Here is a 14,180-nt window from a genome sequence, read left to right on the forward strand (position 1 = left end):
GGTTACCCAACACGGTTAATGCCGGGTTAGCGGAAAGGGAAGTTTCCGATCATTCAGGGCGTGTCGTAGGGGCCTTCGTCGAAACCGGCTATGACCTGGAGATTCGGCGAGGTCGGCGCGGGCACCACAACCTGGTCGTCCTTGTAGATGAACTGGACCGCATCCCCGGTCGGCGGCACGCTGACCGTGATCTTGCCGAGACGCGAATAGGGAAGGTTCTCGCCCTGCTTGACCGCAACGCGGACCGGGAGTTCGAGGCTGCCGCTTCCTCCGGCGCCCTTGGGGCCCCACACGACGCGTCCGGCGGCGGCCACCTGCATGTAGAGATTGCCGCCCTCGTACTTGCAGGACCGGGTCACGTCCGTGATCGTCGCCTGGTAAATGATATGGTCCGGATCGTCCTTGTGCCCCTTCGCATAGGTCTTGAGGATGGCGGTGCCTTCAAGCAGCGTCACGCGCGGGCAATAGGCGCGCAGGTCCGCGGCGCTCAATTCCTCGTCTCCGGCCTTGGAAGTCGAGAGCGTATCGCCGACCTTCATGGACTGACACGAAGCCAGTGCGACAAAACCGAGAAGGGCACCGAAACGCGCCGCGCGAACTGTCATAGCGAAACTCATGGCCAACCCGTGATCGATAAACCCGTTGCCTGCCGGCACATCCTCGAAAACGAGATTGGCGACAATGCGCCGGCGGGCCGCACCATCCATAGCTTTGCACGGTTCGTCAATGGCCGGAGGTCCCCTTCCCCGCATCGGGGTTTGAGAGTGCGCGGTTTTCGGGTAAGCACCGCGCGACAATTGCGCTTGAAGCGCCGACCAGAACGAGAGCATTGACGTGAAATATATCTCGACCCGCGGCCAGGCACCCGTCCTCGGCTTCTGTGACACGATGCTTGCAGGGCTTGCAAGCGACGGCGGCCTCTATGTCCCCGAAACATGGCCGCAGTTCTCCGCCAGTGAAATCCACGCCCTGCGCGGCAGGTCCTACGCGGAAATCGCCGTGACCGTGATGTGGCCCTTCGTGGAGGGCGAGATAGACCGCGCCACCTTCGAAGGGATCGTCGCCGAGGCCTACGGCACGTTCCGCCACGAGGCCGTGTGTCCCCTCGTGCAAACCGGCGCCAACGAGTTCGTGCTGGAGCTGTTCCACGGCCCGACACTCGCCTTCAAGGACGTGGCCATGCAGCTTATCGGGCGGCTGATGGACCATGTCCTTGCCGGGCGCGACGAGCGCGCGACCATCGTCGGCGCGACATCGGGCGACACCGGAGGCGCAGCCATCGAGGCATTCGCCGGACGCGAGCGGACGGACATCTTCATACTGTTCCCCAAGGGCCGCGTCTCGCCGGTGCAGCAGCGGCAGATGACCAGCAGCACGGAAGCGAATGTCCACGCGCTCGCCATCGAAGGCAATTTCGACGATTGCCAGGGGCTCCTGAAGGACATGTTCAACCATCCGGCATTCCGGCAATCGGTGAAATTGTCCGGCGTCAACTCGATCAACTGGGCGCGCATAATGGCGCAGGTGGTCTACTACTTCACCTCGGCGCTTTCCCTCGGTGCACCGGACAGGCCGGTATCCTTCACCGTGCCCACGGGCAATTTCGGCGACATTTTCGCCGGCCATGTCGCCAGACAGATGGGCCTGCCGATCGAATGCCTGGTGATCGCGACCAACGACAACGACATTCTCGCGCGCACGCTCGAGACGGGCACATACGAGATGCGCGGCGTGGTCAAGACGACCTCGCCATCCATGGACATTCAGGTTTCCTCGAATTTCGAGCGCCTGCTGTTCGACGCCAGCGGCCGCAAGGCGGAGGAAGTTCGCTCGGCGATGGCAAGCCTCAAGCAGTCAAGCCGCTTCGACCTTGCCGGGCAGACACTGTCGACTATCAGGGCCGGTTTCGATGCGGGCACGGCGCATCTCGCCGAGAGCGCAGCGACGATCCGGGAAATCCGCGAGAAATCGGGCTACCTGCTCGATCCGCACACTGCGGTCGGCGTGCATGTGGCGCGGCAAAAGGTCCGGGGTGCCGCGCCGATGGTGGTGCTGGGGACGGCACATCCGGCCAAGTTCCCGGAAGCCGTAAGGGAAGCTTGCGGCATCGAGCCGGAGCTGCCTGCCTGGCTCGGAGACCTGATGGAGCGTCACGAAAATTTCACGGAGCTTCCATCCGACCTAAAAATAGTGGAAGATCACATTTCGCGGCACGCGCGCGCTACCCGGTGAACGCGCGGCCATCGGAGGAAGCGTAAAGCCGGCGCGGCGCCGGCCCAGGGAGTTTGTGTATGACAGTAGAGACGACGCGTCTCTCGAACGGCATTACGGTTGCCACACAACGGTTCGGGCATGTGGAAAGCGTATCGCTCGGCGTGTGGATCAAGGCCGGATCGCGCAACGAGCTGGAAAACGAGCATGGTATCGCGCACATGCTCGAGCACATGGCATTCAAGGGCACAGTGCGGCGCGACGCGCGCACGATCGCCGAGGAAATCGAGAATGTCGGCGGCGAGATCAACGCCGCGACAAGCGTCGAGACAACCTCCTACTTCGTCCGCGTCCTGAAGGACGACGTCCCCCTCGCCCTCGATCTCCTCTCCGACATTCTCCAGAATTCCAAATTCGACACCGATGAGCTGGAGCGCGAGAAACACGTCGTGCTGCAGGAACTGGGTGCTGCCGACGACACGCCGGACGATGCGGTGTTCGACCGCTTCACCGAAGCGGCCTTCCGTCACCAGCCCATAGGGCGCGCCATTCTCGGAACGCGCGAGACGATTTCCTCTTTCACGCCCGAACAGATCCGTACATATATCGACCGCGAATATTGCGGCGAGCGCATGGTCATAGCAGCGACCGGTGCGATCGATCATGACGCCTTCGTCCAGCTCGCCGAGCGCTATTTCGGCTCCATACAGACAAAGCCGAAGGGCAAGGCCGTGTCGCTTGCGCACTACGTCGGCGGCGACTATCGCGAGCACCGGCAGTTGCAGGACACCCAGTTCCTGCTCGGCTTCGAGGGCCGCGCCTACCACGTGCGCGATTTCTACGCCTCGCAGGTGCTCGCCATGCTTCTCGGCGGCGGCATGTCTTCACGCCTTTTCCAGGAAGTGCGCGAGAAACGCGGCATCTGCTACTCGATCTACGCTTTCCACTGGGGCTTCTCGGATACCGGCATCTTCGGCATCCACGCGGCGACCGAGCCGGGAGACCTGGATGAGCTGGTTCATCTCGTGCTGAAGGAGCTGTGTCGCGCATCGGAGGACATCGAACTTTCCGAGCTGGAACGGGCGCGGGCGCAATTCAGGGCCGCGCTGCTGATGTCGGGCGAAAGCGCCCCGGCGCGCGCAGGCCAGATCGCCCGCCAGATCCTGCTGTACGGCCGGCCCATTCCGAACGAGGAACTGCTTGACCGGCTCGACAAGCTGACGGTGGCGCGCCTGCGCGATCTCGCCGGGCGACTGTTCACCGCGTCGGCTCCGACCGTCTCGGCCATCGGCCCTGTCGACCGCCTCATGGACATCGAATCCATTCGATCGGAACTCATGGCTGGCGCAGGGTCCGACGGCTATGTTGGTCGGCGTGTCGACGCGCGTCTCGCGGTCGGCTAACCCGTCGTCAACGACCGAACCGGTGCCGGAAATGATTGCTTTCCCATTTCGCGGAACGCGCCAACAGGTCATAGCCGGCACGCGAATCCACCTGCGCCACCCCGACATCACCGATCATGGCGAGTGGGTGGCGCTGCGGGCCGAGAGCGCGGAATTCCTGAAACGCTGGGAACCGGTCTGGCCTGCCAACGATTTCGACAAGGTCGCGTTTCGCGGGCGTATCCGCCGCTACAACAGGGAAATCGCGGCGGGCACAGGCTATCCCTATTTCATCTGCGACAAGCAGGACGGCCGCATCCTCGGCGGCATCACCCTCGGCAATGTGCGACGCGGCGTCGCACAGAGCGGCCAGATCGGCTACTGGATCGGGGTTCGCTACCAGGGCCACGGATACATGAGCGAGGCGCTCGGGCTGTTGTGCGAACAGGCGTTCACGACTTTCGGGCTCCACCGCCTTGAAGCTGCCTGCATTCCCGACAATACACGCTCGATCCGTGTGCTTGAACGGACCGGGTTCGAACGCGAGGGCTATTTGCATTCCTATTTGAAGATCAATGGCATTTGGCGCGACCATGTGCTTTACGCTCGCATCAATCCGCACCACGAGCGTGGTGGCGCGACGGTGAAACTGGGTGAAAAGGCTTGAAGGCGACGGACCAGATAAATCGGCACCGCGAAGGTTTCGGCCTCCTGCGCTTCTGCGCGGCCTTGGTTGTCGCCGTTGCCGCATTCCTGACCGTTTTTTCCGTTCCGGCAACCGCGCTGGAAGCGATATCGATCGGTCGCAACGAGGAAGCCCTCGACCTGTCGCGCGCCGTGACCATCTACCGAAATCGCGGCGAGACCTTCCGCATATCCACCGCGCCGGGCATCGACGGCATCGTGCGGACGATCGAGGTCCAGGCCACGCAGCAGGACACGGACGGCCACTGGGCCGTCTTCGCGCTGGCAAACACGACCGAAACCCAGATCGACCGGCTGATCGTCGCGCCGCATTTCCGGCTCGTCGGCTCGGGCTTCTTCTGGCCCGATCTCGGCTCGAAACGCATCGTGGCGATAACCCCGAGCGAGGGCTTCGCGCTCGACCGGGTCGACAGCCCAGATGCCGACATCTTCTCGATCACGCTCAATCCGGGTGCGGTCGTCACCTTCGTCGCCGAACTCGCCTCGCCCGATCTCCCGCAGGTCTATCTGTGGGAAGCCGACCAGTACAAGGACATCGTCAACTCCTACACGCTCTATCGCGGAATCGTGCTGGGAATTGCCGGGCTGCTCGCCCTGTTCCTCACCATCATCTTCGTGGTGCGCGGAACCTCGATGTTCCCGGCCGCGGCGGCACTGGCCTGGGCCGTGCTCGCCTATATCTGCGTGGATTTCGGCTTCATCGACCGCTTTTTCGACGTCCAGCCCTCGGAAATCCCGCGGTGGCGGGCGCTCAGCGAGGTTTCGCTCGCGGCGGCACTGGCCCTCTTCCTGTTCACCTATCTCAACCTGAACCGCTGGCACGAACATCTGAGCTACGGCGCCATCGCCTGGCTTCTGGCCATCACCGCGCTCGGTGCGCTGGTGTTCTACGATCCCGCGCTTGCTGCCGGCATTGCCCGGCTGACATTGGCGGCCAATGCCGTGTTCGGAATTGCGCTGATCGCGGCATTTGCCTGGCGCGGCTTCGATCGCGCCATCATGCTGGTTCCTGCGTGGGCGCTGCTGATCGCCTGGATCGTCGCCGGCTACATGACCGTCTCCGGCCGGGTGGACAACGACATCATCCAGCCGGCGCTGGCCGGCGGACTTGTGCTGATCGTGCTGCTGATCGGCTTCACCATCATGCAGAACGCGTTTTCCGGCGGCGCATTCCAGCAGAACCTGCTGTCGAACGTCGAGCGCCAGGCCCTCGCAGTCAAGGGATCCGGCGGCATAGTCTGGGACTGGGATGTCAGCCGCGACCGGCTGTCCACGACGCCGGACCTCGCCTCCGTGATCGGGTTCGCGCCGGGCACATTGCAGGGGCCACCGAAAAGCTGGCTGCCGTTTATCCATTCGGACGACCGCGACCGGTTCCGCGTGACATTGGACGCGGTGATCGAGAAGCGCCGCGGCAAGATCGACATCGCGATACGCCTGCGCGGCCCCGACAATCACTACAGCTGGTACGCCGTGCGTGCTCGCCCGGTCGTGGGCGCCGACGGCCAGGTGATCCGCTGCATCGGCACCATCATCGACGTTTCGGACCAGAAACGCGCCGAAGAAAGGCTGCTGCGCGACGCGGTGCACGACAACCTGACAGGGTTGCCGAACCGCGAACTGTTCATGGACCGGATTCGCAACGCGATCGCACTCGCCCATGTCGACGATTCGATGCGCCCGACGGTGCTGATCATCGACATCGACCGTTTCCGGCAGATCAACGAGTCGATCGGCATGGCTGCGGGCGACACCCTGCTGATCACGGTCGCCAGGCGGCTGCGCCGCCTGCTCAGACCGCACGACACGTTGGCCCGCATTTCCGGAAACCAGTTCGGTATCATCCTGCTGTCCGAGACCGAGCCCGGAAGGATCGCCAGCTTCGCCGATGCAGTGAAGAACACGATCAAGGCGCCGATTTCCTTCGCTGAGCGCCAGATCATCCTGACGACCTCCATCGGCCTGGCAACGTGGACCCAGGCGCGTGCGCAGGACGAGGACCTGTACGGCGACGCGGAACTGGCGCTGTTCCAGGCGAAGCGCTATGGCGGCGACCGGGTCGAACCGTTCAGACCGGCCTTCCGCACCTCGGGCTCCGACAAGCTGCAACTGGAGTCAGACCTCAGGCGCGCCATCGAGCGCGGCGAGATCACCCTCCTCTACCAGCCGATCGTGGACGCCCGGACGATGAATGTCGCCGGTTTCGAGGCGCTGATGCGCTGGAACCATCCGCGGCGCGGCGAAATCCAGCCGTCGGAATTCATCGCCATCGCCGAACGATCCGACCTGATCGTCGAACTTGGCGATCATGCGATCGAACTGGCCATGCGCAAGCTGATGGACTGGGACCTCGCCCTGCCGGACGCCGACCTTTTCATTTCCATCGACGTATCAAGCCAGCAGGTGATGACGCGCGATTTCGCCGACACCATTTCCGGCATGAAGGCGCGCTTCAACTCGCGCCGACATACGCTGCGACTCGAGATTACCGAAACAGTGCTCATGCAAAATCCGGAGCACAACGCACGTGTTCTGGGGCGTGTGAAGGATCTCGGGATCGGACTTGCAATGGACGATTTCGGTACCGGCTATTCATCGTTCGCCTATCTGTCCCATTTCCCCTTCGACACGATCAAGATCGACCAGTCGCTGATTCGAAACGACTGGTCGCAGCGCGATGTGCTGCTGGAGTCTGTCATCCTGATGGCAAACAATCTGGGCCTGTCGACCGTCGCCGAAGGCGTGGAGGCCAAAGAGGACGTCGAGCGCCTGCGAGGGATGGGGTGCCGCTACATTCAGGGCTTCGCCGCCGGCGTGCCGCTGACAGCGGAGGCGGCGACCGAGCTCGTTATGGAACAAAGCCCCGTCATCACCAACGACGATGCCGCCGCCGAATAGGCGGCGCCGGCAACCGTCAGGCGTGGCCGCACTCCGTAACGAAATGCGCCGGCTGGATTCCGGACGAGCGAAGCAGCCGCTCGTACTTGGTCTCGTGATCCATGTCGAACACCAAGGCGGAATCGGCTTCAAGCGTCAGCCACGAATTGTCGAGTATCTCGCTTTCAAGCTGTCCCGGTCCCCAGCCCGAATAGCCGAGCGCGACCGCGGACTGCCGCGGGCCGTGCCCGTTGGCGATCATGCGCAGTATCTGCGTGGTCGAGGTCAGAAAGACCGAATCGGAAATCGGAATGGTGGATTCGCCGCAATAGTCGTTCGAATGCAGCACGAAGCCGCGATGCTCGTCCACGGGACCGCCCATGCCGATCGGCGCGTGCGCGACATTCGACGGGATCGAGGGAACGCCGCTTTCCTCGAACACGTCAGTCTGCTCGACCAGATCCCAGAACGTCATGTCGCGGGGCTTGTTGATGACGAATCCCATCGCGCCCTCGTCGTTGTGGGCGCAGATATAGATGATCGTCTGAGCGAAAAACGACGCGGAAAGCCCGGGCATGGCAACGAGGAACTTGCCCTCGAATTGCCCCGAATCCGCCTGATATTTCCGCCTCATCAGAATTTCCATGGGCGAGAGGGTACCATCGCTTTCGAAATTGGTCAGCATTTTTGTTACCAGCTCCGCATCAGTGGTTTGCTGCCCGGTGGCAAAGAACGTAGGGATGGCGTTCCGGAAAACCGCCCGTGCCGCAAACCGCTTATGACCAGGAAACGAACATGACAATCCCGGCGAACACAAAGTCGACATGCATTGTTGCCGTATTGCTCGCGGTCTGGACACAGGCCGCGGAGGCGGGCGCGTCGGCCTGGCAGGACACTGAAGGTGCGCGTCTGCGCATCATTACCGAGGCATGGGAACCGGGCACGGAGAGCCTGCGCGGCGCGTTGCAGATCGAGCTCGAACCCGGATGGAAAACCTATTGGCGCGAACCGGGATCTGCCGGCATACCACCGAGCATAAATGCGAGCGCAGGCGCGGAACGGGTCACGCTTCATTTTCCCGCACCCGTCTGGGTGGACGACGCCTATGGCTCATGGGCCGGGTACAGGCAACCGGTCTCGCTTCCCCTGACGCTGGAACTCGAGAAGGGAGCCAGCGATGTCGTCCTGGACGTATTCCTCGGCATTTGCCGCGATATCTGCGTGCCTGTCAGCGCCAGTTTCGCGGTACCACTCGAAAGCCCTTCGGGTGCCACCCTGCAGACCATCCAGGTCGACACCGCCTTTGCAGGGCTACCGGACGGCAACACGGAAAGGCTGTCGATCGGCGAACCGTCATGGACAGCCGACGGGTTACTCGAGATCCCGGTCAACCACGCGCCGAAGGATGCCGACGGCGACACGCAATTGTTTCTCGCCGCCGGTACCAATCGCGGCTTCAGGAAGCCCGTCCCCGTTTCCGCAAGCGCCTCCCGGACCGTATTCCGCGCCGAACCTCTTTTCGATCCTGCCCAGGTCGGCACGCTGGAACTTGTCGTAACGACACGGCGCGGACCGGATTCGGCGGAAACAGTCATCGCGGTCGCGGCGCCGAACGGCTAGTATCCGGTTCACCCCTTCCCCGCCCCGTGCATGTCTCACGGGGCGGAACACACCCACGGAGGTAACAATGCCCATCAAGATCGGCGACAGCATCCCGTCCCTGACACTGCAGAAGATAACGGACGACGCACCTGCCAGCATCACGACCGAAAGCCTGTTTGGCGGCCGCAAGGTGGTCGTTTTCGGCGTGCCCGGCGCCTTCACGCCGACCTGCACGCGCAACCACCTGCCGGGATTTGTCGAGAACCGCGAAACAATCAGGGCAAGCGGGATTGACGAGATCGTGTGCGTGTCCGTCAACGATCACCACGTCATGAAGGCGTGGGCGAAAGACCGCGATGCGCTGGGCAAGATCACCTTCATCGCGGATTGGGATTGCGCCTTCACCAAGGCGCTCGGCCTGGATGCCGATCTGAGCGCCGGCGGCCTCGGCGTGCGCTCGCTCAGATACTCGATGATTGTCGACGACGGCGCCGTCACCGCGTTGAACCTGGAGGACAATCCGGGCCAGGCGACCGTCTCGGGCGCAGCAGCGCTTCTGGAAATGCTTGGCGATTAGCGCGTTCAGCGCTTGAAGGGCTTCATGCCCTCGCGCGCCAGCTCGTCGGCGCGTTCGTTTTCGGGGTGTCCGGCATGGCCCTTGATCCAGTGCCAGTGGATTTCGTGGCGGCGTGACAGTTCGTCGAGCTCCTGCCAGAGCTCGGCGTTCTTGACCGGCTTCTTCGCCGCCGTCTTCCAGCCATTGCGTTTCCAGCCATGAATCCAGCCGGAGATGCCGTCCTTCACGTAGGAGGAGTCGGTATAGAGCTCTATGCGATGCGGTCCACCCTTCAGCGCCTCCAGGGCGCGGATCGCCGCCAGAAGTTCCATCCGGTTGTTGGTGGTCAGCGCCTCGCCGCCATTCAGCTCCTTCTCGACGCCATTGTAGCGCAGGATGGCGCCCCATCCGCCGGGCCCGGGATTTCCGGAACAGGCACCGTCGGTGAATATCTCGATCTTCTTCGTTTCGCTCATCGGTCGAGCCCGTATTCGGTGACCGAGCGGATCGCTTTGTGAAACCGCATTCTGGCCAGATATTCCAACGGGTCTTTCTTGACGACAAGCGATCCTTCCGGCGTCATCACCCAGTCATACAGGCGCGTCAGCATGAAGCGTAGCGCCGCGCCCATGGACAGGATCGGCAGCGCCGCGATCTCCGCGTCGGAAAGCGGCCGCGTGGCATTGTAGGCGGCGAGAAGCGCCCTGCCCTTCGTCAGGTTGAAGGCATGGTCACGCTCGAAACACCAGGCGTTCAGGCATACCGCGAGATCATAGACAAGCGCGTCGTTGCAGGCGAAATAGAAGTCGATGAAGCCGGACAGGCTGTCGCCCAGGAAGAAGACATTGTCCGGAAACAGGTCGGCATGGATCACGCCCTCCGGAAGGTCCCGCGGCCATTCCGCCTCGAGCCGCTCCAGCGACGCCTCCGTCTCAGGTCGAAGGGCCGGATCCAGCGCGTCCGCATGATCCTTCGACTTCTCCCAGAGCGGGCGCCAATCCTCCAGGGTCAGGCTGTTGCGGCGCGTCAGTCCGAAGCCCTCGCCGGCAAGATGCATCTCCGCCAGTCCCCTGCCGACCTCGGCGCAATGAACCGGCATTGGCCGGCGCAGCCATATGCCTTCGAGAAAGGTCACCATCGCGGCCGGGCGACCGGCAAGCTCGCCGAGTGTCCCGCCGTCGCGGCGATGCACCGGCAACGGGCAGGACACGCCGCGCTCCGCCAGGTACTGCATCAATCCGAGGAAGAACGGCAGGTCGTCCCGGTTCACGCGTTTCTCGTAGAGCGTCAGGATGAACTGCCCGGTCGTGGTATGGACGAGGAAGTTCGAGTTCTCGACGCCTTCGGCGATGCCGCGATAGGATTGCAGTTCGCCAACGTCGTAGTCCGAGAGAAAGGCGCGGAGCTCTGCCTCGGTGATGTCGGTGTAGACCGCCATGGATCAGTTCTCCGCCCCGTTGAGGAAGGCCATGTCGGCCGGCTCCAGCGCGGTGTCGCGCAAATCGCGCATGACCGGGAAGTTCTCGGTCTCCTCGACCGTCAGCGCGATGTCGACGGTGACGTCGAAACGATCGCGAAACGCATCGATGATCTCCTGGACGACGATTTCCGGCGCCGAGGCGCCGGCGGAAATACCGATGGTGGACACCCCCTGCATGCGCGTCCAGTCGATTTCGCTCGCGCGCTGAACCAGAACGGCATCGGCGGCGCCGTGGCGGCGCGCCACCTCGACGAGGCGGCGCGAATTCGACGAGTTCGGCGCGCCCACGATCAGGAACATGCCGGTGCCCGGAGCCGCCTTCTTGACTGCTTCCTGGCGATTGGTCGTCGCATAACAGATCGATTCCGACGACGGCGCGGTGAGATTCGGGAACCGTCGCTCAAGTGCCGCAACGATGTCGGCCGTATCGTCGACCGACAGCGTCGTCTGCGTGACATAGCCGAGGTTCTCCTCGTCCGGCACGTCCAGTCCGGACACCTGCTCCACCGTCTCGACCAACGTAACGGCACCTTCGGGCAATTGTCCCATCGTACCGACGACCTCCGGATGGCCTGCATGGCCGATCAGCAGGACATGACGGCCAAGGCGCTGGTGGCGCATCGCCTGCTTGTGGACCTTGGAAACGAGCGGACAGGTGGCATCAAGATAGAACATGTGCCGGCTCTCGGCATCCGCCGGCACCGATTTCGGCACGCCATGGGCCGAAAAAACGACCGGCCTCTCGCGATGGTCGCCAGGAATGTCCGAGAGTTCCTTGACGAAGATTGCGCCACGTTCGCGCAACCCGTCGACAACGAACCGGTTGTGCACGATCTCGTGGCGGACATAGACCGGCGCGCCGAATTTCTTCAGTGCCAGCACGACGATCTGGATTGCGCGGTCGACGCCGGCACAGAAACCGCGCGGTTCGCACAGGCGGATCGTCAACGGAGGCTTGTTTGGTGCGTTCATTCGGGAATTCCGGTTCGGTGCCGATTTGGAAGCCGGGCGCTGCATTGTCAAGCGCCCGCGGCCGCGCCGCGGCTCAACCGCGATAGCGCCGCCACAGGAATACGCCGACAACCCCGGCGAGGGCCAGTGCCAGCCCGTACCAGGTCGCCGCATATTGCAGGTGATTGTTGGGCAGGTCGATGTTGGTGACGCCGCCTATCGGCAGGTGCGCCGGGTCGTCGTACGGTCCCGCGTCCACGAACAACGGCACCACGGTCTCGGCCGCGAGCCCCGCCGCTGCGGTCATCGCGACAATATCCTTCCAGTGATACTGGTTCTTCGCGATATCGTTTTCCGGCACCAGGAATGACGGCTTCTCGTCGAGCGGCAGGCGGGCGAGCCCTGTCAGTTCCTGCTCGCCGGCCGCCAGGCTTTCCGGACGCGTCTCCGGCTCCTTGCGGTCATAGGGCACGAAACCGCGGTTGACGAAGAGAATGGCGCCGCCTTCCAGCCTTAGCGGCTGGTAGATGTTCCAGCCGGAAACGCCTTTCCAGGTCGACAATACGTGCTGCTCGCCATTGGGCAGGAAGGTGCCTCGCACGGAAACCGGCAGGTATTCGATATCCTCGCCCGCGCGCATCCTTTCCAGCGCCTCGGCAAGCGGCACCGGGTCCGCGTGGATACGCGCATCTATCGTCGCTAGCAGGTCCTGCTTCCAGGCGAGCCGGCGCACCTGCCAGTTGCCCAGCGAGACCAGTATGGCGAGCGCGACCAGCGACAGCAGGATCAGCAGCCAGGGGATACCGGTCCGTTCCCTGTGTGTCGCGGTTCGCTCGTTCAAGACCGTCTCCCGAAAAGAGAAGGGGCGATCATGACGACCGCCCCTTCGTTCAATCTTCCTGCCCTGTCATTAGTGGGCAATCGGGGCGCCCCAGGAGCCCCAGACATAGATGACGAAAAACAGGAAAAGCCAGACAACGTCGACGAAGTGCCAGTACCAGGCAGCAGCCTCGAAACCGAAATGCTGCTTCGGCGTGAAGTCGCCGGCCATCGCACGGATCAGGCAGACGATCAGGAAGATCGTGCCGACGATGACGTGGAAGCCGTGGAACCCGGTCGCCATGAAGAAGGTCGCGCCATAGAGCGAGCCGGAGAAGGAATACGGCGCATGGGCATATTCGTAGGCCTGAACGCCGGTGAAGATGAGGCCGAGCGCTATGGTGATCGCGAGACCCCATTTCAGGCCCGAACGGTCGTCGTTCAGCAGCGCGTGGTGGGCCCACGTAACCGTGGTGCCGGAAAGGAGCAGGATCACCGTGTTGTAAAGCGGCAGATGCAGCGGATCGAGCACCTCGAGGCCGGCCGGCGGCCAGGTGCCGCCCGTATACTCGAGGCGGGCGAACTGTTGCGCCTCGTCATAGAAGAGGCTGGCGTCGAACACGGCCCAGAACCATGCCGCGAAGAACATCACCTCCGAGGCGATGAACATGATCATGCCGTAGCGCAGGTGCAGAGAAACCACCTTGGTGTGATGCCCCTGGTGAGCTTCCTTGATGGTATCGCCCCACCAGCCGAACATCGTGTAGAGCACGATCAGCAGACCGATGAAGAAGGTCCAGGGATTGGACAGCGGAATGCCGAGCAGGCCGAATTCGTTGCCCTGCACCGCCTGCATCCAGCCGATGCCGCCAATGGCCATCACTAGCGCGCCGATGGATCCGAGAAGCGGCCACGGGCTCGGATCGATGATATGATAATCATGATGTTTGGTGTGTGCGTCGGCCATAAGGCTATCCCCGGTTATTGTATGGTTTGCGTGACGTCCGCATCCGTGACTGTTTGCGCAACGGGTTTCGGCTCGTCAACAGGAAAGAAGGTGTAGGACAGGGTGATCGCGGAGATCCCCTCGAGTTCCTCGGAATCTACGATGTCCGGATCGACGAAGAATACGACCGGCATCTCCATCTCCTCGCCCGGCGCGAGCGTCTGCTCGGTGAAGCAGAAGCACTCCATCTTGTTGAAATAGGCGCCCGCGGCCTGTGGCGTAACATTGAAGGTCGCCGTACCGGTGACCGTCTGCGAGGTCATGTTCCTGGCCATGTAGGCGATCTGCGTCGTCTCGCCGATCGGAATCGTCACCGAGCGCTGCAGCGGCCGGAATTCCCAGCCAATGCCGCTGGTATTGGCATCGAAGCGCACGGTGATGTCCCGGTCCAGAACGACGCCGGTCGGTGCATCGGCGACCTGCGTCGTGCCGCCATAGCCCGTGACCTGGCAGAACAGGCGGTAGAGGGGGACCGACGCGTAGGCCATGCCGACCATGCCGGCAAAGAAGCCGACGCAGGCAACGGCAATGACGACGTTCGAGCGCCGGTTGGCTGAAGTGTTGTCCTGCATTGCGTTCGTCATGTTCACG

The 14,180-nt window shown here is 62.9% G+C and carries 14 protein-coding genes; 6 read left to right on the forward strand and 8 right to left on the reverse strand.

Annotation, left to right across the window (positions count from 1 at the left end; genetic code table 11):
• Positions 1 to 53: 53 nt before the first annotated feature.
• On the reverse strand, positions 54 to 707 hold the full coding sequence (locus HTY61_RS10580; protein WP_175276756.1) for a hypothetical protein: 654 nt from the start codon (positions 705 to 707) through the stop codon (positions 54 to 56).
• Between the two features lie 127 nt (positions 708 to 834).
• Here HTY61_RS10580 and thrC point away from each other — a divergent pair, with 127 nt between their 5' ends.
• From thrC to HTY61_RS10600, 4 genes are read left to right on the forward strand one after another with little or no spacing between them, the layout of a single operon-like run.
• The gene (gene thrC / locus HTY61_RS10585; RefSeq protein ID WP_175276757.1) at positions 835 to 2,232 is read left to right on the forward strand and encodes a threonine synthase; all 1,398 of its coding nucleotides are present in this window, start codon (positions 835 to 837) and stop codon (positions 2,230 to 2,232) included.
• Between the two features lie 59 nt (positions 2,233 to 2,291).
• Entirely contained in the window at positions 2,292 to 3,614 is a 1,323-nt protein-coding gene (locus HTY61_RS10590) for a M16 family metallopeptidase (RefSeq protein WP_175276758.1), read from the forward strand.
• A gap of 31 nt (positions 3,615 to 3,645) precedes the next feature.
• Complete coding sequence (locus HTY61_RS10595; protein WP_175276759.1) at positions 3,646 to 4,260, forward strand: GNAT family N-acetyltransferase; 615 nt, start codon at positions 3,646 to 3,648, stop codon at positions 4,258 to 4,260.
• A gap of 44 nt (positions 4,261 to 4,304) precedes the next feature.
• Complete coding sequence (locus HTY61_RS10600) at positions 4,305 to 7,196, forward strand: putative bifunctional diguanylate cyclase/phosphodiesterase (protein WP_175278515.1); 2,892 nt, start codon at positions 4,305 to 4,307, stop codon at positions 7,194 to 7,196.
• Positions 7,197 to 7,212: 16 nt separating this feature from the next.
• On the opposite strand, the gene HTY61_RS10605 is transcribed toward HTY61_RS10600, so the two are convergent.
• The gene (locus HTY61_RS10605; RefSeq protein WP_175276760.1) at positions 7,213 to 7,809 is read right to left on the reverse strand and encodes a YqgE/AlgH family protein; all 597 of its coding nucleotides are present in this window, start codon (positions 7,807 to 7,809) and stop codon (positions 7,213 to 7,215) included.
• A 161-nt stretch (positions 7,810 to 7,970) separates the two neighbouring features.
• Here HTY61_RS10605 and HTY61_RS10610 point away from each other — a divergent pair, with 161 nt between their 5' ends.
• Positions 7,971 to 8,795, forward strand: coding sequence for a protein-disulfide reductase DsbD domain-containing protein (locus tag HTY61_RS10610; RefSeq protein WP_175276761.1), 825 nt, complete (start codon positions 7,971 to 7,973; stop codon positions 8,793 to 8,795).
• A 67-nt stretch (positions 8,796 to 8,862) separates the two neighbouring features.
• Positions 8,863 to 9,354 (forward strand): peroxiredoxin, encoded by a 492-nt coding sequence (locus HTY61_RS10615; protein ID WP_175276762.1) that lies wholly within the window; start codon positions 8,863 to 8,865, stop codon positions 9,352 to 9,354.
• A 5-nt stretch (positions 9,355 to 9,359) separates the two neighbouring features.
• Here HTY61_RS10615 and rnhA read toward each other — a convergent pair whose 3' ends face one another.
• The 6 genes from rnhA to HTY61_RS10645 all read right to left on the reverse strand — a co-directional run bounded on the left by rnhA (position 9,360) and on the right by HTY61_RS10645 (position 14,173).
• Positions 9,360 to 9,809 (reverse strand): ribonuclease HI, encoded by a 450-nt coding sequence (gene rnhA / locus HTY61_RS10620; protein ID WP_175276763.1) that lies wholly within the window; start codon positions 9,807 to 9,809, stop codon positions 9,360 to 9,362.
• Positions 9,806 to 10,771 (reverse strand): homoserine kinase, encoded by a 966-nt coding sequence (locus HTY61_RS10625; protein ID WP_175276764.1) that lies wholly within the window; start codon positions 10,769 to 10,771, stop codon positions 9,806 to 9,808. The genes rnhA and HTY61_RS10625 overlap by 4 nt, the downstream gene beginning before the upstream one ends.
• A gap of 3 nt (positions 10,772 to 10,774) precedes the next feature.
• On the reverse strand, positions 10,775 to 11,785 hold the full coding sequence (gene ispH, locus HTY61_RS10630; protein WP_197945306.1) for a 4-hydroxy-3-methylbut-2-enyl diphosphate reductase: 1,011 nt from the start codon (positions 11,783 to 11,785) through the stop codon (positions 10,775 to 10,777).
• Positions 11,786 to 11,858: 73 nt separating this feature from the next.
• Positions 11,859 to 12,605, reverse strand: a complete 747-nt coding sequence (locus tag HTY61_RS10635; protein ID WP_175276766.1) for an SURF1 family protein — start codon at positions 12,603 to 12,605, stop codon at positions 11,859 to 11,861.
• Between the two features lie 69 nt (positions 12,606 to 12,674).
• Positions 12,675 to 13,550: a cytochrome c oxidase subunit 3 gene (locus tag HTY61_RS10640; protein ID WP_175276767.1), complete on the reverse strand. Its 876-nt coding sequence runs from the start codon at positions 13,548 to 13,550 to the stop codon at positions 12,675 to 12,677.
• Between the two features lie 14 nt (positions 13,551 to 13,564).
• A complete protein-coding gene (locus HTY61_RS10645) occupies positions 13,565 to 14,173 on the reverse strand; it encodes a cytochrome c oxidase assembly protein (RefSeq protein ID WP_197945417.1) in 609 nt (202 codons plus the stop codon).
• Positions 14,174 to 14,180 lie beyond the last annotated feature (7 nt).

Source organism: Oricola thermophila (genome assembly GCF_013358405.1).
In the GTDB taxonomy this organism is placed as follows: Bacteria; Pseudomonadota; Alphaproteobacteria; order Rhizobiales; family Rhizobiaceae; genus Oricola; species Oricola thermophila.